Source organism: Bacillus sp. es.036 (assembly GCF_002563635.1).
In the GTDB taxonomy this organism is placed as follows: domain Bacteria; phylum Bacillota; class Bacilli; order Bacillales; family Guptibacillaceae; genus Guptibacillus.
The window spans coordinates 117,691-140,309 of the sequence record NZ_PDIZ01000001.1 but is presented as its reverse complement, the minus strand read 5'-3'; the positions used below and the strand labels follow the sequence as shown (position 1 = coordinate 140,309).

General features: G+C 41.0%; 24 protein-coding genes. 8 read left to right on the top strand and 16 right to left on the bottom strand.

What is annotated here, in order from left to right; genetic code table 11:
* Positions 1–25 precede the first annotated feature (25 nt).
* Positions 26–421 (top strand): transcriptional regulator SpxA, encoded by a 396-nt coding sequence (spxA, locus tag ATG70_RS00700; RefSeq protein ID WP_098442482.1) that lies wholly within the window; start codon positions 26–28, stop codon positions 419–421.
* Between the two features lie 17 nt (positions 422–438).
* Here spxA and lspA read toward each other — a convergent pair whose 3' ends face one another.
* The 3 genes from lspA to ATG70_RS22225 form a co-directional block, all read right to left on the bottom strand.
* On the bottom strand, positions 439–927 hold the full coding sequence (lspA, locus tag ATG70_RS00695; protein ID WP_257147756.1) for a signal peptidase II: 489 nt from the start codon (positions 925–927) through the stop codon (positions 439–441).
* Between the two features lie 66 nt (positions 928–993).
* Complete coding sequence (locus tag ATG70_RS00690; protein WP_179886123.1) at positions 994–1,392, bottom strand: NUDIX hydrolase; 399 nt, start codon at positions 1,390–1,392, stop codon at positions 994–996.
* Positions 1,393–1,405: 13 nt separating this feature from the next.
* Positions 1,406–1,576: a hypothetical protein gene (locus ATG70_RS22225; RefSeq protein ID WP_179886122.1), complete on the bottom strand. Its 171-nt coding sequence runs from the start codon at positions 1,574–1,576 to the stop codon at positions 1,406–1,408.
* A 185-nt stretch (positions 1,577–1,761) separates the two neighbouring features.
* Here ATG70_RS22225 and ATG70_RS00685 point away from each other — a divergent pair, with 185 nt between their 5' ends.
* Positions 1,762–2,745: a zinc-binding dehydrogenase gene (locus ATG70_RS00685; RefSeq protein ID WP_098442479.1), complete on the top strand. Its 984-nt coding sequence runs from the start codon at positions 1,762–1,764 to the stop codon at positions 2,743–2,745.
* A 130-nt stretch (positions 2,746–2,875) separates the two neighbouring features.
* Positions 2,876–3,538: a DUF4396 domain-containing protein gene (locus ATG70_RS00680; RefSeq protein ID WP_257147567.1), complete on the top strand. Its 663-nt coding sequence runs from the start codon at positions 2,876–2,878 to the stop codon at positions 3,536–3,538.
* 10 nt (positions 3,539–3,548) lie between these two features.
* Here ATG70_RS00680 and ATG70_RS00675 read toward each other — a convergent pair whose 3' ends face one another.
* Positions 3,549–4,472 (bottom strand): aminoglycoside phosphotransferase family protein, encoded by a 924-nt coding sequence (locus ATG70_RS00675; protein ID WP_098442477.1) that lies wholly within the window; start codon positions 4,470–4,472, stop codon positions 3,549–3,551.
* A 280-nt stretch (positions 4,473–4,752) separates the two neighbouring features.
* Here ATG70_RS00675 and ATG70_RS00670 point away from each other — a divergent pair, with 280 nt between their 5' ends.
* Positions 4,753–6,033 (top strand): histidine--tRNA ligase, encoded by a 1,281-nt coding sequence (locus ATG70_RS00670; RefSeq protein ID WP_098442476.1) that lies wholly within the window; start codon positions 4,753–4,755, stop codon positions 6,031–6,033.
* Positions 6,034–6,083: 50 nt separating this feature from the next.
* Here the strand turns inward: ATG70_RS00670 and ATG70_RS00665 are convergent, their stop codons facing one another.
* The 5 genes from ATG70_RS00665 to ATG70_RS00645 form a co-directional block, all read right to left on the bottom strand.
* Positions 6,084–6,491: an NUDIX hydrolase gene (locus tag ATG70_RS00665; protein ID WP_098442475.1), complete on the bottom strand. Its 408-nt coding sequence runs from the start codon at positions 6,489–6,491 to the stop codon at positions 6,084–6,086.
* Positions 6,492–6,579: 88 nt separating this feature from the next.
* Positions 6,580–7,359 (bottom strand): TerC family protein, encoded by a 780-nt coding sequence (locus ATG70_RS00660; RefSeq protein WP_098442474.1) that lies wholly within the window; start codon positions 7,357–7,359, stop codon positions 6,580–6,582.
* A gap of 261 nt (positions 7,360–7,620) precedes the next feature.
* Positions 7,621–8,346, bottom strand: coding sequence for a class I SAM-dependent DNA methyltransferase (locus ATG70_RS00655; protein WP_098442473.1), 726 nt, complete (start codon positions 8,344–8,346; stop codon positions 7,621–7,623).
* A 39-nt stretch (positions 8,347–8,385) separates the two neighbouring features.
* Complete coding sequence (locus ATG70_RS00650; RefSeq protein ID WP_098442472.1) at positions 8,386–9,162, bottom strand: class I SAM-dependent methyltransferase; 777 nt, start codon at positions 9,160–9,162, stop codon at positions 8,386–8,388.
* 77 nt (positions 9,163–9,239) lie between these two features.
* Positions 9,240–9,560 carry a YnfA family protein gene (locus ATG70_RS00645; RefSeq protein ID WP_098442471.1) on the bottom strand — a complete coding sequence of 107 codons (321 nt, stop codon included), beginning with the start codon at positions 9,558–9,560 and terminating at the stop codon, positions 9,240–9,242.
* A gap of 205 nt (positions 9,561–9,765) precedes the next feature.
* Between ATG70_RS00645 and ATG70_RS00640 the strand changes: the two genes are divergently transcribed.
* Complete coding sequence (locus ATG70_RS00640) at positions 9,766–11,358, top strand: ATP-binding protein (protein WP_179886121.1); 1,593 nt, start codon at positions 9,766–9,768, stop codon at positions 11,356–11,358.
* Between the two features lie 17 nt (positions 11,359–11,375).
* Here ATG70_RS00640 and ATG70_RS00635 read toward each other — a convergent pair whose 3' ends face one another.
* The 5 genes from ATG70_RS00635 to ATG70_RS00610 all read right to left on the bottom strand — a co-directional run bounded on the left by ATG70_RS00635 (position 11,376) and on the right by ATG70_RS00610 (position 17,528).
* Positions 11,376–11,558, bottom strand: a complete 183-nt coding sequence (locus ATG70_RS00635) for a hypothetical protein (RefSeq protein WP_098442469.1) — start codon at positions 11,556–11,558, stop codon at positions 11,376–11,378.
* 96 nt (positions 11,559–11,654) lie between these two features.
* Complete coding sequence (pruA, locus tag ATG70_RS00630) at positions 11,655–13,202, bottom strand: L-glutamate gamma-semialdehyde dehydrogenase (protein WP_098442468.1); 1,548 nt, start codon at positions 13,200–13,202, stop codon at positions 11,655–11,657.
* A 30-nt stretch (positions 13,203–13,232) separates the two neighbouring features.
* Positions 13,233–14,150, bottom strand: coding sequence for a proline dehydrogenase family protein (locus ATG70_RS00625; protein WP_098442467.1), 918 nt, complete (start codon positions 14,148–14,150; stop codon positions 13,233–13,235).
* Between the two features lie 1,130 nt (positions 14,151–15,280).
* The gene (locus tag ATG70_RS00615) at positions 15,281–16,567 is read right to left on the bottom strand and encodes a PucR family transcriptional regulator (protein ID WP_098442465.1); all 1,287 of its coding nucleotides are present in this window, start codon (positions 16,565–16,567) and stop codon (positions 15,281–15,283) included.
* Positions 16,568–16,736: 169 nt separating this feature from the next.
* Positions 16,737–17,528 carry an SDR family oxidoreductase gene (locus ATG70_RS00610; RefSeq protein WP_098442464.1) on the bottom strand — a complete coding sequence of 264 codons (792 nt, stop codon included), beginning with the start codon at positions 17,526–17,528 and terminating at the stop codon, positions 16,737–16,739.
* Between the two features lie 112 nt (positions 17,529–17,640).
* Between ATG70_RS00610 and ATG70_RS00605 the strand changes: the two genes are divergently transcribed.
* Positions 17,641–17,961, top strand: a complete 321-nt coding sequence (locus tag ATG70_RS00605; protein ID WP_098442463.1) for a DUF3870 domain-containing protein — start codon at positions 17,641–17,643, stop codon at positions 17,959–17,961.
* Between the two features lie 44 nt (positions 17,962–18,005).
* Here the strand turns inward: ATG70_RS00605 and ATG70_RS00600 are convergent, their stop codons facing one another.
* Entirely contained in the window at positions 18,006–18,605 is a 600-nt protein-coding gene (locus tag ATG70_RS00600; RefSeq protein WP_098442462.1) for a hypothetical protein, read from the bottom strand.
* A 139-nt stretch (positions 18,606–18,744) separates the two neighbouring features.
* Entirely contained in the window at positions 18,745–19,461 is a 717-nt protein-coding gene (locus ATG70_RS00595) for a GntR family transcriptional regulator (protein WP_098442461.1), read from the bottom strand.
* A gap of 146 nt (positions 19,462–19,607) precedes the next feature.
* On the opposite strand from ATG70_RS00595, the gene ATG70_RS00590 reads away from it, so the two are divergent.
* Entirely contained in the window at positions 19,608–20,960 is a 1,353-nt protein-coding gene (locus tag ATG70_RS00590; RefSeq protein WP_098442460.1) for a 6-phospho-alpha-glucosidase, read from the top strand.
* Between the two features lie 87 nt (positions 20,961–21,047).
* Positions 21,048–22,598 (top strand): PTS transporter subunit EIIC, encoded by a 1,551-nt coding sequence (locus ATG70_RS00585; RefSeq protein WP_098442459.1) that lies wholly within the window; start codon positions 21,048–21,050, stop codon positions 22,596–22,598.
* Positions 22,599–22,619 lie beyond the last annotated feature (21 nt).

The window sequence follows — 22,619 nt, the reverse complement described above, 5'->3', positions numbered from 1 at the left end:
TAAAATCCGTTTGGAGGTCAAACACATGATTACACTTTATACGTCACCAAGCTGTACATCTTGCAGAAAGGCGAAAGCATGGCTTGAAGAGCACAATCTTCCTTATGAACAGCGGAACATGTTTGCAAAGCCACTCTCTGAGGATGAAATTAAAGCGATTATACGTATGACTGAAAAAGGAACAGAAGAAATCATCTCAAAGCGCTCAAAAGCGTTTGAATCACTTGATAAAGAGCTCGATGAACTGACGCTTCAGGAACTTTATAGCTTAATTAAAGAAAACCCTGGCATTTTGAAGCGACCGATCTTACTTGATACGAAACGTCTTCAGGTTGGTTTCCATGAAGATGAAATAAGAAGCTTCCTACCGAGGAAAGTTCGCGCATTTCAACTTGAACAAATTCTTCAAGAAGCGCAATAAATGAAAGCGAGAGAGGATTACCCTCTCTCGCTTTTTTGTGGCTCTTGATTTGGATCTTCATCCAACCCCTGGATCTTAAATTTCTTCATAAAGTAAAGAATAACGATTAAAATAAACCCATATCGAATAAACATATCAGCTACATTAAAAATACCTGAACTCCACTTCACGGAAAGAAAATCAATGACATGACCATATTGAATACGATCAACCAAATTTCCAATCCCACCACTAATCAAAAAGCTAAAAGCTATTTGCATGGCAAAACGTTTTGGCGTTGCACGTATGTAACCGTAAATCAACAGAAGAATGATCCCTGTTTGTAGAAAGAGGAGTAAGCCCGTGTATCCTTCTAATAACCCCATCGTGGCACCAGCGTTATAGTAAAGCTGGAACCCTAAAATACCATCAATCACTTCAATCCGTTCATTGATAGTTAGGACAGAGTCAATCCAACGTTTTGTTATAAGATCAATCACTAAAAAGAAGGTCACTAAAGGAATCATCCACTTCAAATCGTTCACATCCTTTTATAAAATGAGGTTGAAACATAAAAAACTCCTTAAACCATGTTAAGGAGTCTTTTCATATAAGAAATTCGTTAAATAAGAAGCGTCTTCAGGATAAGCATGAGCTAACGCTTCCATTTCTTCCACTGTTTTCCACTCAATTTCAGTTACGTCTTGTTCAGATTTCGGAAGAGAAATCATGCCTCCAACCACATTTACTTCATAATAATAAGTCGTGACATGAACGCCATTCACATCCTGATCTTTCACAAATAGTGGCTTTTCAATCGCAACATCATAGCCTGTTTCTTCTTTCACTTCACGAATGCAACACATCTCAGGGGTTTCATCTTTTCCTACTTCTCCAGAAGGAACGGCCCATTTCTCCTTCTCATTTTGAATCATCAGCAAATCCCCCTGATCATTTGTACAAACTGCCGCTGCTCCAATCCATTCTCGCATGAACATTCACCCTTTAGTTTAAATCATTATGAACGTATTGACTTGTATGGCTTTTCACTTCTTCTTGTGCTAGTTCGTGATTCGTTCGATTCGGTGCTTTTGTTCCAAAAACTTTTTGGAAGAGAAAGCCAACCACTAGAAACGCTGCAATTGTTCCCCAAAATACCCATCCGATCAGTGTCATCTACTCACTCCTTATTGAACTCTCTACTCTTTCTACGATTGTGCAAGCTGTTTTGTTTCACATAGTTACTAAAAAGTGCCTACTTATCAAAAAAAATCATCTGTTTTATAATGGCAAAACGCTTAGGTTTACAAAAACGAATTCAGGTGAATCATATCCATATTCATACTAGAGGAGGAATTAAGATGAAAGCTCTTTTACTTAAAGATAAAAATCAATGGGATTCCATGAAAGTGCAAGAAATGGAAGCCCCATCACCCAAAAAAGGTGAAGTTCTTGTTAACATTCATGCTGCGGGATTAAACCCCGTTGATTATAAGACCGCTACTAACGGAAATCCTAACTGGGAATACCCTCATATCCTTGGCCTTGACGGCGCTGGTGTGATCGAGGAAGTAGGCGAAGAAGTAACGGATTGGAAGCCAGGTGATCGTGTTGTGTACCATGGCGACCTCATGAAAAAGGGAACATTTGCCGAATATGCGATTGCACAAGCTCACACGATTGCTAAGCTTCCTGAAGCGATTTCTTTCGTTGATGCTGCAGCACTCCCAACAGCAGGATACACTGCTTACCAGGCCCTTTTCCGTAAGCTACATATTCATCGGGGGCAAACGATTCTGATTCATGCTGGTGCTGGTGGTGTAGGTGGCTTTGCGATTCAGATGGCGAAGTATATGGGATTAACCGTCATTACAACAGCGTCAAGTCATAATCACGATTTTGTAAAAAAACTTGGTGCTGACTATGCAATTGACTACAAAGAAGAAGACTTCGTGGAACGTACGCTCGAACTAACAAACGGTATTGGCGTTCACGCTGTTCTTGATGCTGTAAGCGGAGATAATGCGACAAAATCACTTGAAACCTTAACATTTAACGGGCAAATTGCCTATATTGCCGGTGCCCCAGATTTTCAACAGGGTGTCTCTTTCGCTCGACCCCTCTCTTTCCATCAGATCGCTCTTGGAGGCGTGTATCAATCCTCTAACTTAGCAGAACAAGCTGATCTTGCTATGATGGGGGATGAAATGATTCAACTTCTTCTAGGTGGCCATCTTGATCCGATGATTTCAAAAACCATATCTCTTGAAGAGGTGCCACAAGCTTTAGTTGAGTTATCGAAGCGTCATGTAACTGGTAAGATTGTTGCGAAAGTTAGCGAATAATTCGCTCTCAAAAACCGCTCTCACTGTCTCGAGAGCGGTTTTTTTATTCATTAGGATAACCCCTGTTTTGTAAATACCCCTAGTGGGTAAAGTTTGTATATAGACTTAATACTCCAAGGGGATGATTGATTTGAATACACTTCAGCTTATTTCAATTCTTGCTCTTTCCATTGGATTACTCTCATCGCTCGTGATTCTTGTTGATATTATCCGTCACCCACAAATGATGCGAATTATGAACGTTGTTTGGCCAATTAACGGGTGGTTTCTTGGTCCATTTGCCATCTGGTCATATTTTAAATGGGGACGCTTGAAAGCAAAAAATCTGGATTATGACGATCATCGAGGTGAACCTGCAAAAGTTTTTATGTCTACGAGTCATTGCTCAGCAGGTTGCACATTAGGAGATGCCGTCGGCGTTCCGATCGTTGCCTTAACTGGATTTGCTCTCCTGGGCTCTATTCTTTACACTCACTATCTCGTTGAATTTATACTGGCATATGGATTCGGTATCCTGTTTCAATTTTATGCGATTTATCCAATGAACAAAGAAGATGGCGCGTGGAGTGCGATTAAAGAAGCCACCAAAGCAGACACGCTTTCCTTAATTGCTTTTGAAGTTGGAATGTTTGGCTGGATGGCCATCGTACACTTCGTCCTCTTTGCCGAACCTCCAAAACCTAACTCAGCCGTATACTGGTTTATGATGCAAATTGCGATGATTCTTGGATTTGCAACAAGCTATCCAGCAAATTGGTGGCTCGTTAAAAAGGGGATAAAAGAAGCGATGTGATAAGCCAGGCCTATGCCTGGCTTTCTTCATACCATTTTGGAACCATTCGATGAAAACCATTATACGTCTCTAAAACATATTCTATTGCTTCTTCGGCAAGTGAAAGATCTTGCGGAAAGAAATCCGTTGCCCAATTCATATGATAGATCAGAAGCTGGGCCATATGTACGGAACGAATTTTCCAGAAAAGATCAGGAACTTCATCAGAAAAGTATCCTTGAATCATCCCTTTTGAAAAAGGAATGCTCAAGCGACTCGAAAACAATTCAAGCTTATCAAACTCAGAATAAGCTGTGTTTACACCACATCGGTTAAAATCAATCACACCAGCATACTTTCCATGCTGAATAATCAGGTTTCCTGCATGATAATCATGATGCGCAAATACAAGCTTACTCTCTCCAATAAGTGACAAGTTTCTTCTTACATAATCAATTATCTCTTGATCATGTGGAATACGTGTTTCGAGCTTCAAATACCGCTCTACCGCCTTCTCAAACTTCGTTTTCAAAAAAGCTATATGCTCGGATTTAGAGGAAACGATGGGCAATTCGTGCATTTTCAAAAGATCTACTCCCGCTTCATACCCTGCTCTGTATTGTTCAGCCTCCGTTAAGCTAGGTAACGCCACCTCGCCATCTTCTCCTTCAAGAAAAGAAAAAATCGTGTAACAGAAATTTTCTTCCGGTATCACACCAAAGGCATACACTTCCTGACATCGAACACCACGCTCCCTGAACGCACGCATCTTTGCTACTTTTTCTTGTACGCGCTCACTTAAAGCCAGCTCATAAATTCGAAGCAATACTCGTTTTCCATTCCATTGTGTGATGTATTTTAAATCAAACGAATACCCTTTTGTTATTGGAATCAGTGTCGCTGCAGTTAACCCAGGGATCATTGTGATGATTTTTTCTTTTGTAAGGTTTTGCATTTTCCCCCACCTTTCTAAAGGAAATATTATCCTATCAAATATTCAGAAGAAAAGAAAGATTGCCTTAATAATTTTCGTATGCTACTATATTTGACAATAAGAGGTGAGCGATATGAAACAGTTATTCATCGTACAACTTCATCATCACAGTTAGCCTTGCTATCCGATTGATAAAAAATCGCGTATAGGAAGGCTATTACTCGTAACCGCATGAATTGAGAAGAAATCTTCTCCCATTCATGCGGTTTTTTTGTATTCAAAAAACGAAGGGATGAGCGTTTTGAAAAAGCTAAAAAATCAAAATGTAAAAGGAACAATGGATTATTTACCGGAGGATGAGCAAATACGTAGAAAAGTGAGGCGAACCCTAGAAGATACATTTATCCAATATAACTGTCTTCCGCTAGAAACACCTATTCTAAATGAACAAAAACTAATGGCTTCCAAATACGCCGGCGGCGATGAAATCCTAGAAGAAATGTACACACTTAGCGATCGTGGGAAAAGAGAGCTTGCCCTTCGTTACGACCTTACCATTCCATTTGCAAAAGTAGTGGCAATGAATCCAGGTTTACGTATGCCATTCAAGCGATATGAAATTGGAAAAGTTTTTCGAGATGGACCTGTGAAACCGGGACGATTCCGCGAATTTACTCAATGTGATGTCGATATCACCGGCGTAAGTTCCCAAATGGCAGAAGCTGAATTAATGGAAATGGCACTTGATATTTTCAATCAACTTGAACTTAACGTAACGATTCAATATAACAATCGCAAGCTTCTTGCCGGCATGCTACAGACCCTATCGATCCCTTCCTCGCGATTAAACGATGTTATCCTGACAATGGATAAACTCGAGAAAATTGGAATAGAAGGTGTTAAAAAAGAACTTCAACAAAAAGACATCTCTGCAGACGCCATTCGGAACGTTGAGCGCTACGCGCAAGACTGGAGCGGTCAAGACCTCACTTATTTCCAACAATTTGCCTCCGAGAATGAGAATGTGCAAAAAGGAGTAAATGAGCTTTCTGAACTAACTTCCTATTTGGATGGACTTAACGTTCTAAAGAATTGCTCCTTTAACCCATTTCTTGCAAGAGGTCTTGATATTTATACCGGAACCATTTATGAGATTTTCCTCAGTGATCAGTCCATCTCATCCAGCATAGGCAGTGGCGGTCGCTATGACAGCGCTATTGCTGGTTTACTAGGCAGTGAAGACTCCTTTTCAACCGTTGGCATTTCATTCGGTCTTGATGTGATTTTCACAGCATTAAAAGGAAAGGAATCATCACTCGTTAGAGATTCACAACCCGATTATATGATCATACCGATCGATGCCAATCGTGAAGCCCTAATGGTTGCCTCCACTTATCGGAAATTAGGTTATCGAATTGAAGTTGATATGAGTGAAAAGAGAATTGGGAAATCTCTTGAACGAGCGAGTAAAAGAGGAATCGAAAAAGTCATTCTTATTGGAAACGAAGAAGTAACGAATAACAAGATTATCGTGAAGTCATTAAATGAAGGAAAAGAAGAAAGCATCTCCTTCCGTTTTTAAACTTTTATATAAAAACAGCGGTAAGGGTTTTGCCCTTACCGCTGTTCCATTTAACCTTGAAAGACGTATGGTACAGACGCTTTAAGTAACGTCTGAACCCCCCCTTGATAATAAGGCATCCACTCATCCGCTTCAGTTCGATTCATCCACTTTGCATCCGCAATCGTTTCTGTGTCTTGAATGACGATCGTGCCGTTCGTGATTTTGCCTTGAAAGGTAAAGAAGTGAGCGTGATGATTTCCTATAAATGCTTCATTTACACTCAACACGCCTCCCACTTCCACCGTTAATCCCGTTTCTTCTCTCATTTCACGACTAGCCGCCTGCACGAGCGTCTCTCCTTCTTCGACAGCTCCACCAGGGAGTGACCAATTGTCATGCTTCTTATTTTGAACCATTAACACTTGATCGTCCCTTTCGTTATAAAGAAGCGTATACACCACGTCCACTCTAATCATTTGCTTCCTCCTCATCTGAATCGTTACCATTTTCTACTTATCTAATTTACCAGGTTCTCTGCTTGATTTGGGAGAAAGCGCTCGTAAATCACATTGTTTCTCCTTTTGACACTTCTGATTTTTTCGAACTAGATAAAAACCAACCTCCGATTGCAATGAGTAGCAATACCGCATAGAACGTTACTTTCCATTCGGGTGATTTCGCAAATGATTCAGGTAGAATGCTTAATTCTGGGTGAGAAAGAGTGTAAACAGACAATTTCACACCTACCCAACCAACAATCATGAAAGCAGCAATCTCCAACCCTGGCTTTGCTTTTAAAAGTTTCACAAAATAATTGGCCGCGAATCGCATCACAATTAATCCGATTAGCCCACCTGCAAAGATAACAAGAAATTTCCCACCGTCTAGTCCACCGATTTGTGGAAGAGGTGTGTTGGGAAGCGTAACGGCTAAAGCAACGGCAGCTAATATAGAATCGACCGCAAAAGCAATATCTGCTAATTCCACTTTAATGACTGTTCCCCAAAACCCTGACTGCTTTTTGGATTTTTTCTCAACATCACTTTTCCCCTTCTTCATCAGCTGCTTTCGAACGATATGATTGATGGCAATGAATAAAAGGTAAAGCGCACCGATCGCTTGCACCTGCCATACACCAACGAGAAAAGAAATCGCAAATAGGGAGGCAAAGCGAAAAACAAAGGCACCAGCTAGCCCGTAAAACAATGCTTTCTTACGCTCTTCTTCTGGTAAATGTTTTACCATAATCGCCAATACGAGAGCATTATCTGCCGCAAGCAACCCTTCAAGTGCAATGAGAAGTAACAAAACCCATCCGTATTCCAACAACATTGACACATCCATTACTGAATCCCCCTTATTTTTCAAATAAATGATCTTGCATAAAAAAAGACCTCTGCCGCTTGGCAAAAAGGTCTATTGAAACAATTAAAGACCTTTACCGTAAAAGTAAAGGTCTTGCTAACAACACGAATGTTGCCAACAAAGCCGAGAGCTAACAAGCTCTGGAATGACGACTTTGCTGTAAAAGCTACTCCCCTTTAGGAGTTGCGTTATTTAATTAGTTGAGATGATCATAATTCAATTCTTCATCGCTGTCAATTGTTATTTTATGCAGGAAATGATTAAAAATAACGGAATACGCTGTCTTCTTTTAAACTCTTCTTCATTTTGAAAATGCTCTCGTTCTGGCGTTCCTTCTTTTAAGCCCTGTATCGTAAATCCAGCGCCCTGAAGGATAAGAAAATAGTCTTCAATCGTCCGATGGTATTTCACCACTTGTTCCCCAATCCATGGTTCAATTCTCTTCCCTGTGTCAAAATAATCATCAACAATCCAATCCGTTCGTTTTCCCGTCATGCTTTTGAAAGAAGCCGTCATAACCGGATGAAGAACGCTGAAAACGAACTTCCCTCCAGGTTTTAACGTCTCATATACGTTCTTAACAATCAATTCTAGATCTTCTATGTAATGTAGGACTAATTGGGAAACAACCCGATCAAAAGCACCTGCTGGATAAGAATAGGTTTCTAAGGATGTGTGCACGACGCTTCCTTTCGTCCCTTGTAGCTTTAATTCCGCTTGCTTCACCATGTTCTGAGAGCCATCCACACCGACATATTCTTCACACTGCTTGCTTAGTAATGATTCTCCAAGCGAGGCGTCTCCACAACCGAGATCAAGAATTGTCTGATCGGTAACATCTCCGAGTAAAGACATTAGCGCAGGATATTCGATCACCTTATTTGGGCTTTCTTCTCGATGGCGCCTGGCCATATATTGCTCATAGAAATCATTATGATCGTACACCGATGATCCACCGTATTCCATTTTAAATCACCCCTTGTCCATTGTATCTGACTCGCAACTTTATTTTGTTTTTATCGCCTTTGTTGCAATAAACGTTTGAGTATAGCGATCGATTAGGCGCCTTCCCCCAAAATCATCCTCATAGAAACCAGCGATCAGAAATCCGGCATCAATCTGTCCCTGAATTTGATTTTCTAGCGTATGGCCGAATTCAAGTGCTTGATTGCTTTCCTTGTATAGTTGAAGCTCGTCTTCACTTAATTGATCGAGCGGGGAATACGGAATGCTGTTTTTTACGTCAAGAATCCCTTTCTCTTCCTGCTCATCATCGAAAAGGTAAAGCAAAGGATTTGTAAATCCTGAAATAAGCGTGCCGCCGTCTTTTAGTACTCTAGCTGCCTCTTTCCAAACGGGCCAAATATGTTCCACAAATACATTCGAAACTGGATGAACAATCATATCAAAGGTGTTATTAGGAATAAATGATAAGTCCGTCATATCTCCTTTTTCGATCGAAAGCTGCAAATGATCCCTTTCAGCAACAAAACGATCCTGCTCCAATTGTTTCTCAGAAAGATCAACAACGGTTACTTCAGCTCCTGCAGCGGCAAGAATCGGTCCCTGCTGCCCACCGCCAGAAGCGAGACAAAGAATCTTAACCCCTTTTAGCGTAGTGGGAAACCACTCACGTGGGACAGGCTTTTCCGTCGTTACGGTGATGTGCCAATTTCCTTTCTTACTTTCTTCAATCATTTTACTTGTGACAGGCTTTGTATATGAAACGCCATCGGCCACTTTTTTATCCCATACAATGCGATTGTGCTCATTGGTTTTCATCGATCTTTACTCTCCTTTCATCCCCCTTTCTTTCATTCTTCTTCATGTGATGAAATTCCTTTTCTCATTTATAACCTCTAGTGACGGGGGAGGAGCATAACAGCTACCCCTATAAGGCAAATCGCACCTCCAAGTATGTCATAAAGATCAGGAACCTTTTTATCAATTCCCCATCCCCAAAGAACGGACATCACGACAAACGCCCCTCCATATGCCGCATACACCCTTCCGAAATCAGGATAAACTTGCCAGGTGGCAATGACACCATATAGAACCAATGCAAGCCCTCCTGCTAAACCTAGTAAGCTTGAATATCCTTCTCGAAGCCAAAGCCATATTAGATAGCCTCCTCCAATTTCAGCAAGACCTGCTAAAGTAAATAAGAGAATTGTCCTCACCCACTATCTCCTCCTTCGTAAATGTTTGGCTTATCTTGTCATCCTTTTTTAAGGAGCCATCACCCTTCACCTGATTTTCATTCATCCTTATTTATGGTAAAAACGAACCAACCCATACAAAAGTATGATAATCTATAAAAAAACACACTTTCAATACTTTTTATATAAAGCTAATATCATTATTACCAGGAAAAGAGGATGCCCCATGACGCAACGTGAAACGTACATCAAAAACTCAAAAACCACCTGCGAGCATGTTTACCATATGGATCCAAACTCAGTTCCTGTTCTTCACGTTTTATTAACGGAAGAAGAGTTAAATCAGCGCATGCACCATTACGAACGTGCGCTTTCCATTATTCAAACATTCATGACAAAGCTTTTAAGCTTTCTAACCGATATCCCTACTGTTATCGTAACAACCGATGACCAGGGGTATGTATTAGATTCCTATGGAGACGAGCATCTTAAACAAATGACAACGTCACTCGGCATTCAAAACGGTGTTAAATTCGATGAAGAAACGGCAGGTACGAATGCTATTACCCTTGCACTAGAACACAACAGGCCCTTTCATTTAATTGGAGAGGATCATTACCATTATTGTTTTAGCGAGGTGGCGTGCTACTCGGCACCGTATCGTTATCGTAACGGTGAAGTGATCGGCACCATTTCAATTATGACACCAAAAGAGCACGCCTCACCGTTACACCTTGGCTTGCTTTCATCTTCAATCGACACCATTGAACGCGAAATTCGGGTTCATGAACAAAACGAACAGCTTCATCTCTACAATCAAATGCTGATGAGCACCACGCCAATTGGCATTGTTATTTCAGATCAGACTGGTCATATAAGAGAATTTAATCAAAGCGCCGCTCAACTAACAGGCATGAATAAGCGAAACATGATCGGGTCTCATATTTCAGAGGTTTCTGCTCTTAAACCATTTTTCGATCATGTGCTTACGAAAGAAAAAGGAATCGAGGATATCGAAATCACCTTCTCAAGGCTTGATGAACGCAAGTGTTTACTTGATATTTTACCTCTATATGATCACAATCAGCGGCTAAGCGGTGCTTTTGCTCAGTTCCGCGATATGACCTCTTATTATCAACTACAAGAACAGGTCATTCAATCTGAGAAACTTTCTGCTATCGGGAAATTAGGGGCTGGATTAGCACATGAAATCCGCAATCCTCTCACATCCATCATCGGCTTTACACAGCTATTGGATGTGGATAAAAAACAAACCCATTATATCGATATTATTAGAACTGAGCTTGAACGAATGAAAAACCTCGTCAACCAATTCGTTATGATGGGAAAACAAACAATTAGTGAACGAAAATCCAGCCAATTATATCCTCTCATATGTGAAACGGTTGAATTAATGAAAAGCAATGCTCACCTACATAATGTTGAGATTAACTTTCATGCCGAAGAGGAACAAATAACCGTCTGGATGGATGCTTCTCAAATTAAACAAGTGCTTATTAATTTCATCAAAAACGCTATTGAAGCAATGCCTCAGGGTGGAGAAATTTCGGTTTCTTTGTCTAAAAAAGATCAACACGCCATCATTGCAGTTAAGGATAATGGCAAGGGGATGAGTGAAAAAGAGGTGAAACAGCTCGGAACGCCCTTTTTTAGTACGAAAAGCAGTGGGCTTGGAATTGGACTTTCGATTTGCTTTGATATTATGAAAGCTCATCACGGAAAAATCGTCATTGATTCTGATAAAGGTGCCGGTACAATGGCCAACCTCTTTCTCCCACTTCACAAGGAAGAGAGCTAAGTCTCTCTTCCTACCTCTTACAACGTCCATACAATGATAAACGTAACGAGCAAAATTCCAATCGCTAATGCGTCGATAACATACTTTTGCCCTTCCGTTAACGGTTTTCCTTTTATCTCAAGGAAAGATGGATAAAAGAAACCAATCACGCGAACCAAAATAGTCCCAATCATGATCACAACAGCCGCCCAAATTCCCATATAAAACCACTTCCTTTCTCATCACTTTCCCTTCTACTTTAGAACAAAACAAAGGCTGTCACCCACTTAAGGTGACAGCCTTTTTAGCCTATCCGATTAAAACATTTCAGAAACTGTTTTTGCCTGCATGTGAAGTCCAAGGTAATCTGGTCCACCTGCTTTTGAATCTGTACCAGACATTTTGAATCCTCCAAATGGGTGGTACCCAACAATTGCGCCCGTACAGTTACGGTTGAAGTATAGGTTACCTACATGGAAGTCCATTTTCGCTTGCTCAATGTGTGCACGATTATTCGTGATCACAGCACCAGTTAAGCCGTACTCTGTATTATTCGCAATTTCAATCGCTTCATCGAAGTTATCTGCTTTCGTTAAGCAAACAACCGGTCCGAAAATTTCTTCCTGCTGCATGCGTGATTTAGGAGCAAGGTCTGCAAATACAGTTGGCTTGATGAAGAACCCTTTCGAATCATCGCCTTCTCCACCAGCAACTAGGCGGCCTTCTTCTTTCCCAATTTCAATATAGCTCATGATTTTATCAAATGATGCTTGATCAATAACTGGTCCCATGTACACATCTGGACCTGTCGTTTCACCTAGTGTAAGCTCATTTGTTAGTTCAACAACGCGATCACGAACCTGATCATATACCTCTTTCAAAATGACCGCACGAGAGCCTGCAGAACATTTCTGACCTGAGAAGCCGAATGCTGAGACAACGATTGCCTGAGCAGCAAGTTCTAGATCTGAATCTTTATCCACAACGATCGTATCTTTACCACCCATTTCAACGATCACTCGCTTCAGGTGTTGTTGACCTGGCTGTACTTTCGCAGCTCTCTCATAAATACGTGTACCGACTTCACGTGAACCTGTGAATGTGATGATCGATGTTTTCGGGTGATCAACTAGATAGTCCCCTACTTCAGCTCCGCTACCTGGCACAAAGTTCAAGACACCTTTAGGAAGACCAGCTTCTTCAAGCACTTCAACAAACTTTGCTGCAACAACCGGAGTTGCACTTGCTGGCTTAAGAAGAACTGTGTTTCCTGTTACAAGAGGAGCTACCGTCGTACCTGCCATAATCGCAAATGCAAAGTTCCATGGTGGAATAACGAGTGCAACACCACTTGGCGTATAAACGTAACGGTTTTGTTCACCAGGGCGGCTTTCAATCGCTTTGCCTTCACCTAGCTCAATCATTTGACGCGCATAGTATTCCATGAAGTCGATCGCTTCAGCTGTATCTGCATCCGCTTCTTTCCATGGCTTACCTGCTTCGTAGACAAGATAAGCAGAGAATTCATGCTTACGGCGACGAACAATCGAAGCTGCGCGGAACAGAAGTTCAGCACGAGAGCGAGCCGACCATTTTCTCCATCCTTCAAACGCTTCATCTGCAGACTGAATCGCGCGTTCCGCATGCTCTTTCGTTGCCTTCGATACGCGGCCAACGATTTGCTCTTTGTTCGCAGGGTTAATGGAAACAATTTTATCTTCCGTGCTGACACGTTCACCATTGATGAGAAGATCGTGATCTTTTCCGAGCTCTTCTTTTACTAGTTTCAGTGCTTCTTCGAAAGCCTTCTTATTTTCCTTAACAGTGAAATCAGTAAACGGTTCGTGTTTGTATGGTACTACCATGAGTAAATTCCCCTTTCAAATATAAGAAGTTTATTTTTTAAAGATTCCATTAAAAGCAAAGGCGATGTTCGCAGGTCGTTCCGCCAACCGCCGCATAAAATACCCATACCAATCGTTCCCATAAGGTAGGTATACTCTAACCGTATAACCTTCAGCTAGAAGATCGAGCTGACTCTGGCTTCGCATGCCGTACAGCATTTGAAACTCAAATTGGTCTTTCGGAATATCATGCTCTTTCACGAATTCTTTCGTAAAGTTAATGATGGCATCATCGTGACTAGCAATGGCTGTAAAATTCCCATTCAATAAATGCTTCTTAATCAGCTGCTTCAAATTATGATCGACATCTGATTTCGCTGGAAAAGCAACCTTCGCGGCTTCCTTATACGCCCCTTTCACAAGACGTAAATTAGGGTTAACTTCATTTAAATCATCTAAATCTTGGTCGGATCGGTATAAATAAGACTGAACAACCGTTCCAATATTTTCGTACTTTCTCTTCAGATCTTTGTAAAGCTGAAGCGTTGCCTCTGTTCGTGTGGAATCTTCCATATCGATCGTAACGAACACATCATGTTTCACCGCTTCTTCCATTATCTCAATCATGTTACGCCAGACGAGATCATGGCTAATATCAAGACCAAGTGAAGTGACTTTCAAAGACATCTGAGAATTTAGTTGATGAGCACTAATCATGCGGATTGTATCGATGCACTCCTGGGTCCGCTCCTTCGCTTCTGTTTCAGAAGAAACAAATTCCCCAAGATGATCCACCGTGACCCGAAGCCCCTGACTATTCAAGTTCTGAATAAGAGGCACCGCATGCTCAAAGGTCTCACCCCCTACTATCTTGTCTGCCCCAAACTTACTACCCCATCGTTTCGCGAGCCGATCAAGCGAGGGCCTACTAGCGAGAAAAAGGAAAAAACTCTTGTTGATGGCTTCCAACTCTACCACGCTCCTTTTCACCCTATATCTCCAATCATTCATCAAGCTTGTGTAATACTCCAAAGAAAGTTTTTGTTTTCTTGTGAAAATTATATCGATTTTAAGGGCCATCTGGCAACGTGGTCAAAGCACAATAGTTTAGCAGAGATTTTGTGGTTTAAACACAATAGGAAAAGCGGAGACGAGCGTTTAGAAACGGAGATATTGGAACTCTTGAACTAGAACACGCTTTTTGTGTTCTGGTGAAAGAGTGAAATATCGGAGTTTCTGCGAGTCGCAGCTGGATCTGGGAAAAGCGGAAGTGGGCGTTTAGACACGACAGGCACTGGAGCCATTTCATTTGAACACGCTTTTTGTGTTCGGATGAAATGGTGAAGTGACCAAGTGTTTGCCCACTGCAGCTGGATCAGGGAAAAGCGGAGACGAGCGTTTAGAAACGGAGATATTGGAACTCTTGAACTAGAACACGCTTTTTGTGTTCTGGTGAAAGAGTGAAATATCGGAGTTTCTGCGAGTCGCAGCTGGATCTGGGAAAAGCGGAAGTGGGCGTTTAGACACGACAGGCACTGGAGCCATTTCATTTGAACACGCTTTTTGTGTTCGGATGAAATGGTGAAGTGACCAAGTGTTTGCCCACTGCAGCTGGATCAGGGAAAAGCGGAGACGAGCGTTTAGTAACGGAGATATTGGAACTCTTGAACTGGAACACGCCCTTTGTGTTCTGGTGAAAGAGTGAAATATCGCAGTTTCTGCGAGTCGTAGCTGGATCTCAGGAGAAGCGGAAGTGGCCGTTTAGACACGACAGGCACTGGAGCCATTTCATTTGAACACGCTTTTTGTGTTCGGATGAAATGGTGAAGTGACCAAGTGTCTGCCCACTGCAGCTGGATCTTGGAAAAGCGGAGACGGCCGTCACTGATTTTCCACTTTGGCCAATATATTCTGATTTTGGCCAATAAATCTAAGTTTTGGCCAATAAACCACTCTCCTCCTACTCTCTTACCACTCCCTCCCACACTCACACCAGCTACTACGCACACTTCTCTCCTTTTTAACTACGAAAAAGAAGCTGCACCTTGTGCAGCTTCTCAATTTGTGCCATAAACTTGCCAGATACCCACTCAAAACGGCTATTTCGTCGTACTTTTCTGCTCCTCTACAGCCGAAAGGTACCGGTTATAGTAAGACGGTATGTTGTTTAACAACAACAACTCAATATAAATATGACTTTTCATATTAAAATCATCAAAATCAATGTCGGTTAAATCCTGTATCTGTTTCATGCGATAATTCAGCGTATTGGGATGAATAAACAGTTCAGCGGCGGTGCTTTTACCCTTACCATTGTTCGATAAATACACCTCTAGCGTCTTCAACAAACTAGAATGGCTAACCGAGTCTTTTTCCATCAAGTTAAGTAAATTTTGATTAAAGTAATGCTCCGTATTGTTTTTCTCATAAAGAGCGGCAAGATACCGGTATACGCCAAGCTTCGAGAACTCTCGCGGCATCACATCTGGCCTTGGACCAATAAAGTCAGCTGTCTCAATGACTTCCAGTGCTTCTAGAAAACTTTTCCTCATATCAATGAGTTCCACGTATTCTTTTCCAATTCCAATCAAGAAAGAATAAAACTCTTCGTGCGTTAACGCACTTTTCACGTACTCTACAAGCTCGCGGGTATGCTCAATGGCAGATCCCTTCATACTTTTATCACCAGAAATGACAGCAACCACTTGAAGCTCGGTTTTCAGCACCTGAATTTTATGACGCTTAAACCGAGATAGAAGCTCGAGCACTTCATTCAAAAGCGATTCTTGAGATGGCTCTGCAATGGACATAACAAGTACAGAAAAGCGCTCAGGCAATGGCAAGCTTGCCACCTGGGCTTTACGCCTCATTTGATTTTCACTTTCATATTCATGAAGAAGCACGTTCCAAAGCAATTTCTCCTGCTTCCCCTCATGCTCTTTCCCTTTTTGATACGAATCATGAATAAGCTTGCCAACGTGAGGGGTGATTTCAGTAAGAAAATCAACCTCTTCTTCCGTAAGCGGACTATTTGTTTCTTGTACCCAGAGATACCCCATTGTCCGCCCTTCATAGATGGCTTTCACCACAACACGCTGATAAAAACCGATTTCTTCAATAGGGGCAATGCGAATGGGAGCTTCATTGCTCTCAAGCTGTTGCACGATCCCTTCTTTTTTTAAACGATCAATAATAAAAACGGGACATTTTTTATATAAAATGGTTTTTTGCTGCGTTTGATCAAAGCTCTCTGACGCCGTGCTGTATGAAATCAATTCGAAATTTTTATTTTCGATAATTACCGGCTTATTCGTCGCAATGCTGATCATCTCAGTTGCTTTATGAATATCCGTCGCTTCTAGAATCCGTTCTTTCGCATCTACCATCCAATCACCCTCCCTGTACCGACAATTGCTTTGAAACCAAAGGGTTTAGCAATACCAGATTTAGTCATTTTTCATCTTCTTCTATTATATCGGTTTCTTCCTAAAAGAAAAATGATTAGGGGGAGATTCACAAAGAAAAAGAACGCAATCAGCTGCGTTCCTCTCCACTTTATAGTGCCTTTACAAGTCCACCATCAACAACGAGTGATTGCCCGGTCATATACGTATTTGCTCCTGAGCCTAGGAATACGATCGCCTTTGCAAATTCATCAGGTTCCCCGTATCTTTTCATTGGAATGGATTGCTCCGCCTGACTCTTTAATTCAGCAGCATTGATGCCTAACTGATCTGCCTTGATTTGATCAAGTTGCTCCACACGATCCGTAGCAATACGTCCTGGGCCTACGGTATTGACGAGAATATTATGCTCTGCGTACTCCTGGGAAAGACTTTTAGCTAATCCCACAATTCCTGCTCGAAATGTGTTCGAGAGGATCAAGTTATCTAGTGACTGTTTAATGGAGGATGAAGCAATGTTCAAGATCCTTCCCCATCTATTTTCTTTCATATATGGAATAGCTGCTCTTGACGTTCGAACAAAACTTAATAGATTCAGTTCAAACGCATTTTGCCAATCATCATCACTAAAATCCTCAAATCCCCCAGCTGGAGGACCGCCCGCATTATTAATTAACACTTCGACTGTACCATTCGTTTCTGCAGCAAACTTCATCAATCGATTAATATCATCCGCTTTTGTCATATCGCAAACGATCCAAGTAACGTGCTCATTCCCTGTCTCTTCGATGATTTCTTCGCATGCTTTTTTTAGTTCATCATCACTTCTACTTGATAAAATAACATGCGCACCTTCTTTCGCAAATGCAAGGGCCGAAGCTCTTCCAAGTCCTTTGCTTGCAGCTGTTACGACGACTGATTTTCCTTTTAGATTGAGATCCATTCATATCCACTCCATTCTAAATGACATTTTCTACTATTCTACCACTCTCTAACAAGTCTTGTTATGCTACACTATTGAAAACGTTACCAAATGAAAGGAGATAATTTGATTAATGAACACCCTTTTCGTCGCCGGCCACTCAAAACTCCCAACTGGCATGGCCGCTAACAACATTTCAGACACCTTAACCCTCACTCTTGAAGTTGATAAAAAGTATGGCGTGATCGTCGACGCATCTTGCACACTCGCAACTGAACATAGCAAACAGTTCGTTAAACAATTACTCAAAGGATTCAGTTTAAAAGATGGTATTACAGACCCTCTCCATCAGTTAAAAGAGGGCTATCTCGGAAAAGCCGGCAATGCTCTTGCTGCTGCTCTTAAGGATGCTCACAAGCAATACGAGCTGCATCCTGAACCTCTTAACACATAAAAAAGAGTAGAGGACAAATTCTCTCATTTGTCCTCTATTTCTCTTTAAAAAACAATGCCAGTATCTTCAGCAATTTCATCGTTTATGATCCCTATCCCTTTTATCTTACCCTCTTCCACAATCGGTTGAACAGATGGATTGGAAGGATAGTTTTCTCCATCAAATTTTAGCTTGTGATAGCCAGGCTCTATTCCTCCACCCGCCACATACATCACAATGTTCTTCCATCCGTTCGTTGTTTCATTTTGAATGATGACTGGGGTTCTGACTAAAGAAAATCGAGACTTCACCGTATAATCCCCGTTCTTTTCTTCTAACAAAAGTCCACTGCATCCTCCTGTTCCACAAACCATTGGACCGACTAAATAGACAAATGTTTCAGGTATCTGATCATTGTTAAAGTCTATTTTATTGTAGTAATAACGAATGGAGTCTGCCCCCTTCGTAAGACCGAACTCTTTAGCAAACGCTTCTTCAAGGGCAGCGTCTTTCTTCGTTTCTGATTTGAGATAGGTAACTTCACTGAGATCTCGTTCTATTTGCGTACTTGCTTCCATTTGATTCGTAGCATACACCTTATCCATATAACCAACTAAGCTGATAACCATAAAGGTCCAAATAAATAGGAAACCCAACTTCTTCAAATTGCATTCTCCCCTCGGTTTTTTAATTAGATTCCCCATTCCTTTAACTAACTATGTTTTCATTGTAAAACGCGATTTATTACAAAAAAATACGGCAGGGGCTTTAACACCACCGCCGCATTTATGAGTAACCTTCACATTAATTCCCAGGTCGCGAAGCACGTAACGTAAATTTATACTCATCACTCTTAAAATAAATTTCACTATATTCGAATACAGTAGAATCCTGAAAGATACTATACAATTGCACCTTTAAAATCGGTAAATTTGAATCTACCTCAAGAAATTTGGATATATCTTCGTCAGGTAAAATCGGAATGATTTCTTGAAAACTTTCTTTAATTTTCATTCCCTTTTCCTTTTCAATGTAGTCATACTTTGAACCACTCATAATTTGATAAGAGAGGTTTGGAAACATTGATACAGGAAGATATGTATCCTCTAAAACATAAGGAACATCATCAACCAGACGCTGTCTTCTTACGTAGAATACTTTTTCGCCCTCTGGAATTTGAAGCATTCGTTTTATTTGATCAGACGGCTCTGTTAATTGAAAATCGATCACTCTGTTAACCGGGGTTTTATTTAGTCTCTTCATTTCTTCAGTAAAACTCTGCAGTTCAAAAATGTTGTGTTCAATTTTCTTCTCGCTTACATAAGTTCCGCTGCCTTGAACCTTCTCTAATAGCCCTTCTTCTACAAGGGTTTGGATCGCCTGACGAATCGTAACGCGCGAAGCTTTGTAAAGGTTAGACAAGTGCGCTTCGGTTGGAATAGCTTCTCCAACCCTTAATGTTCCATTAGTAATATCTTCTTTAAGTTGTCCGGCAATTTTTCGGTACAGTGGCGTAGACATATAAATTCCTCCAGTATGATCTCTCATTATATTATAACCAAAACTGACTAAAAACCAATAATGATATTGACCAAATTCAATATATGTATTATATTCATATTATAAAATTATTAATACAAATATAATACCTATCGGAGGCTAATCATATGAAAAAACAAAATCTTGTAGTAGTAGGCGGCGGCAGTACTTATACAATCGGAATGATTATGAGTTTAATTGCAGAAAAAAAACAGTTTCCTTTGAAAACGATTACTTTTTATGACACTGACTCTGAAAGACAAGAAAAAGTTGCTAAAGCATCTGAGATCATTTTGCGAGAAAAATACCCTGAGCTTGAGAGTTTCTCCTACACAACAGATAAAAAAACAGCGCTGACAAATGCAGATTTTGTCTTTGTCCAAATTCGAACTGGCGGTTTACAAATGAGAGAAAAGGATGAGCAAATCCCTCTTAAATACGACACAGTTGGACAAGAAACATGTGGGCCAGGTGGGATGGCCTATGGTCTCCGTTCAATTGGAGATATGATTGAGTTAGTTAATGATATTCGTGAGTATTCGCCTGAAGCATGGATATTAAATTATACAAATCCCGCAGCTATTGTTGCTGAAGCACTTCGACGCGAATTTCCAGATGATAAGAAGATTTTAAACATATGTGATATGCCAGCAGCCATTATGGTAAGCTACGCTGGAATTCTTGGAAAAGAAGTATTTGACCTGGTCCCTGAATATTTTGGTTTAAATCACTTTGGATGGTTTACGAAGATCTATGATAAAGAAGGTAACGATCACACGGATACGATTAAAAATGCCATAACAGACAAAGGGTTCATGCCGGAAGATGCAGAAATTGCAAACGACCCATCTTGGATTAAAACATTCAAACAGGTTGAAAAAATGGTAACTGATTTCCCAGAATATCTACCAAATACGTATTTGCAATATTACCTCTATCCTTCTGATATGGTAGCGAAAGAAGATGTGACAAACACGCGCGCACGTCAGGTAATCAATGGCCGTGAGAAGCGTGTTCACACCCTAGCGGATCAGATTATTCAGGATAACTCTACTAAAAATGTTGAACTCGAAGTTGATATCCATGGACGATATATGATCCGAGTAGCTGCTTCAATGGCCTACAACAATGGAGATATCTTCATCGTAATGGTAGAAAATAACGGCATTATCGCTAATTTACCTGACGATGCTATGGTCGAAGTTCCAGCGATGATGACGAATCGAGGACCAAAGCCATTTGCGGTAGGTCACATTTCAACGTTCTACAAAGGATTGATTGAAGGACAGCTTGCATATGAGAAACTTGTTGTAGACGCTTATTTCGAGAATAGCTATGAGAAAGCACTTCAGGCCCTAACATTAAATCGAACAGTTGTAGATGCGCCTGTGGCTCGTCAAATTCTTGATGACTTAATTGAAACAAACAAAGAACTATGGCCTGAACTTCATCGTAAAAAAGAACTCGTTAAAACAAAATAATAACAGAAAGACCTAGGATTAAGATCCGGGTCTTTCTATCAGAACTATAAGAAAACGCTTGCTTATGAACAGAGGAGGCTTTACTCAGTGAAAAAATACTTTGGTAGTTTACAAAGGTTCGGAAAGTCATTAATGGTCCCTGTTGCTCTTCTTCCAGCAGCTGGTATTTTATTAGGACTTGGAGCTGCTTTAACTGGACCACTCGCAGATACAATGTCTTTCTTACAAAATGATACGATTCAGTTTATAGGCCAAGGCATGTCAGATATCGGCATTAGTATTTTTAATAATCTAGCCATTATATTTGCAATTGGCGTGGCAATTGGATTAACGGGTGGCTCCGGTATTGCTGCACTTGCAGCCCTACTTGGCTACATCATTATGAACAAAACCATCTCCTTTGCCTTAGGGATCACACCAGAAATGGTTGCTGAAAATGGTGCCTATGGAATGGCTCTGGGAATTCCTACACTTGAAACGGGTGTACTCGGAGGAATTATTGTCGGGTTGCTTGCAGTATTTATTTATAACAAATTTCACGAATTCGATCCTCCTGAAGTTCTTGGATTCTTTGCAGGAGATCGTTCAGTCGGCATTGCAATGGTCTTCTCCTCGATCTTCCTAGCCATGGCTATGATGGTCGTCTGGCCACCGATCCAAACTGGCATCAATGCTGTCGCAAATGTGATTGCAAATGGTTCAACAAATCCCTTATACATTGGTTTATATGGATTTTTAGAACGAGTATTAATTCCTACAGGTCTTCATCATATCTGGTATGCGCCATTCCTATGGACATCACTTGGTGGAACGACAGAAGTTGCAGGCAGCATGGTATCAGGTGATCAGTACATTTTTCTTGCTCAAATCGCAGAAGGCGTTGATGTGACAGCTGGTCGATTCATGGCAGGTAAATTCCCTGTGATAATGTTCGGTCTCGTAGGTGCAGCACTTGCTATGTATCGTCAGGCTGATAAAAATAACAGACCAGTTGTCAAAGGGATGCTAATCGCTGCAGCAGGTACTGCTTTCCTGACTGGTATTACTGAACCAATCGAATTCACCTTCCTATTTGTAGCGCCTGTACTATTCTTTGTGCATGCGATCCTTGCGGGAATTTCTTTCGCCGTAACGTACATGCTAGATGTCCATCTTGGTTGGGCTGGTGGTTCTGGATTAATCGATTTTGTCCTTGTTAACGCTATTCCCGGAACGAATAATTGGTGGATGAACCTTGTTCTCGGTGCTGTCTTTTTCTTCATCTACTATTTCACGTTTTCCTTTGCGATCAAGAAATGGGATTTAGTTACCCCTGGACGAGGTGGACAAGAGAACAAACTCTTCACCAGAAAAGACTACAACAAGAAAAATCCAGGAAAAGGCAAGAACAAAGAACTAGCATTGGAAATCATGGAAGCACTTGGAGGCGAAAACAACTTAAAGCATGTTGATGCCTGCTTTACTCGACTTCGTGTAGAAGTAGCGGAAGTAAAAGCAATTGACGAAAATCGCCTAAAGGAACTTGGAGCAGCTGGTGTTGTGAAAGTCGATCAAAACATTCAGGCCATTTTCGGTGGGCGATCTGATTTATACAAAAATGAGATTAATAAAATTATGCAAGAATCAAATGCTTCTTAAAAAGGCTTCAAATTAATCTTC

Coding starts and splice junctions, on each gene's coding strand:
- ATG70_RS00675 (WP_098442477.1), bottom strand. CDS start 4,472: ATGCAAAACCTTACAAAAGAAAAAATCATCACAATGATCCCTGGGTTA.
- ATG70_RS00590 (WP_098442460.1), top strand. CDS start 19,608: ATGAAAAAACAAAATCTTGTAGTAGTAGGCGGCGGCAGTACTTATACA.
- ATG70_RS00650 (WP_098442472.1), bottom strand. CDS start 9,162: ATGAAAACCAATGAGCACAATCGCATTGTATGGGATAAAAAAGTGGCC.
- ATG70_RS22225 (WP_179886122.1), bottom strand. CDS start 1,576: ATGACACTGATCGGATGGGTATTTTGGGGAACAATTGCAGCGTTTCTA.
- pruA (WP_098442468.1), bottom strand. CDS start 13,202: ATGGTAGTACCATACAAACACGAACCGTTTACTGATTTCACTGTTAAG.
- ATG70_RS00655 (WP_098442473.1), bottom strand. CDS start 8,346: ATGGAATACGGTGGATCATCGGTGTACGATCATAATGATTTCTATGAG.
- spxA (WP_098442482.1), top strand. CDS start 26: ATGATTACACTTTATACGTCACCAAGCTGTACATCTTGCAGAAAGGCG.
- ATG70_RS00635 (WP_098442469.1), bottom strand. CDS start 11,558: ATGGGAATTTGGGCGGCTGTTGTGATCATGATTGGGACTATTTTGGTT.
- ATG70_RS00660 (WP_098442474.1), bottom strand. CDS start 7,359: ATGGATGTGTCAATGTTGTTGGAATACGGATGGGTTTTGTTACTTCTC.
- ATG70_RS00615 (WP_098442465.1), bottom strand. CDS start 16,567: ATGGTAGATGCGAAAGAACGGATTCTAGAAGCGACGGATATTCATAAA.
- lspA (WP_257147756.1), bottom strand. CDS start 927: ATGATTCCTTTAGTGACCTTCTTTTTAGTGATTGATCTTATAACAAAA.
- ATG70_RS00665 (WP_098442475.1), bottom strand. CDS start 6,491: ATGATTAGAGTGGACGTGGTGTATACGCTTCTTTATAACGAAAGGGAC.
- ATG70_RS00685 (WP_098442479.1), top strand. CDS start 1,762: ATGAAAGCTCTTTTACTTAAAGATAAAAATCAATGGGATTCCATGAAA.
- ATG70_RS00595 (WP_098442461.1), bottom strand. CDS start 19,461: ATGTCTACGCCACTGTACCGAAAAATTGCCGGACAACTTAAAGAAGAT.
- ATG70_RS00640 (WP_179886121.1), top strand. CDS start 9,766: ATGACGCAACGTGAAACGTACATCAAAAACTCAAAAACCACCTGCGAG.
- ATG70_RS00690 (WP_179886123.1), bottom strand. CDS start 1,392: ATGCGAGAATGGATTGGAGCAGCGGCAGTTTGTACAAATGATCAGGGG.
- ATG70_RS00610 (WP_098442464.1), bottom strand. CDS start 17,528: ATGGATCTCAATCTAAAAGGAAAATCAGTCGTCGTAACAGCTGCAAGC.
- ATG70_RS00605 (WP_098442463.1), top strand. CDS start 17,641: ATGAACACCCTTTTCGTCGCCGGCCACTCAAAACTCCCAACTGGCATG.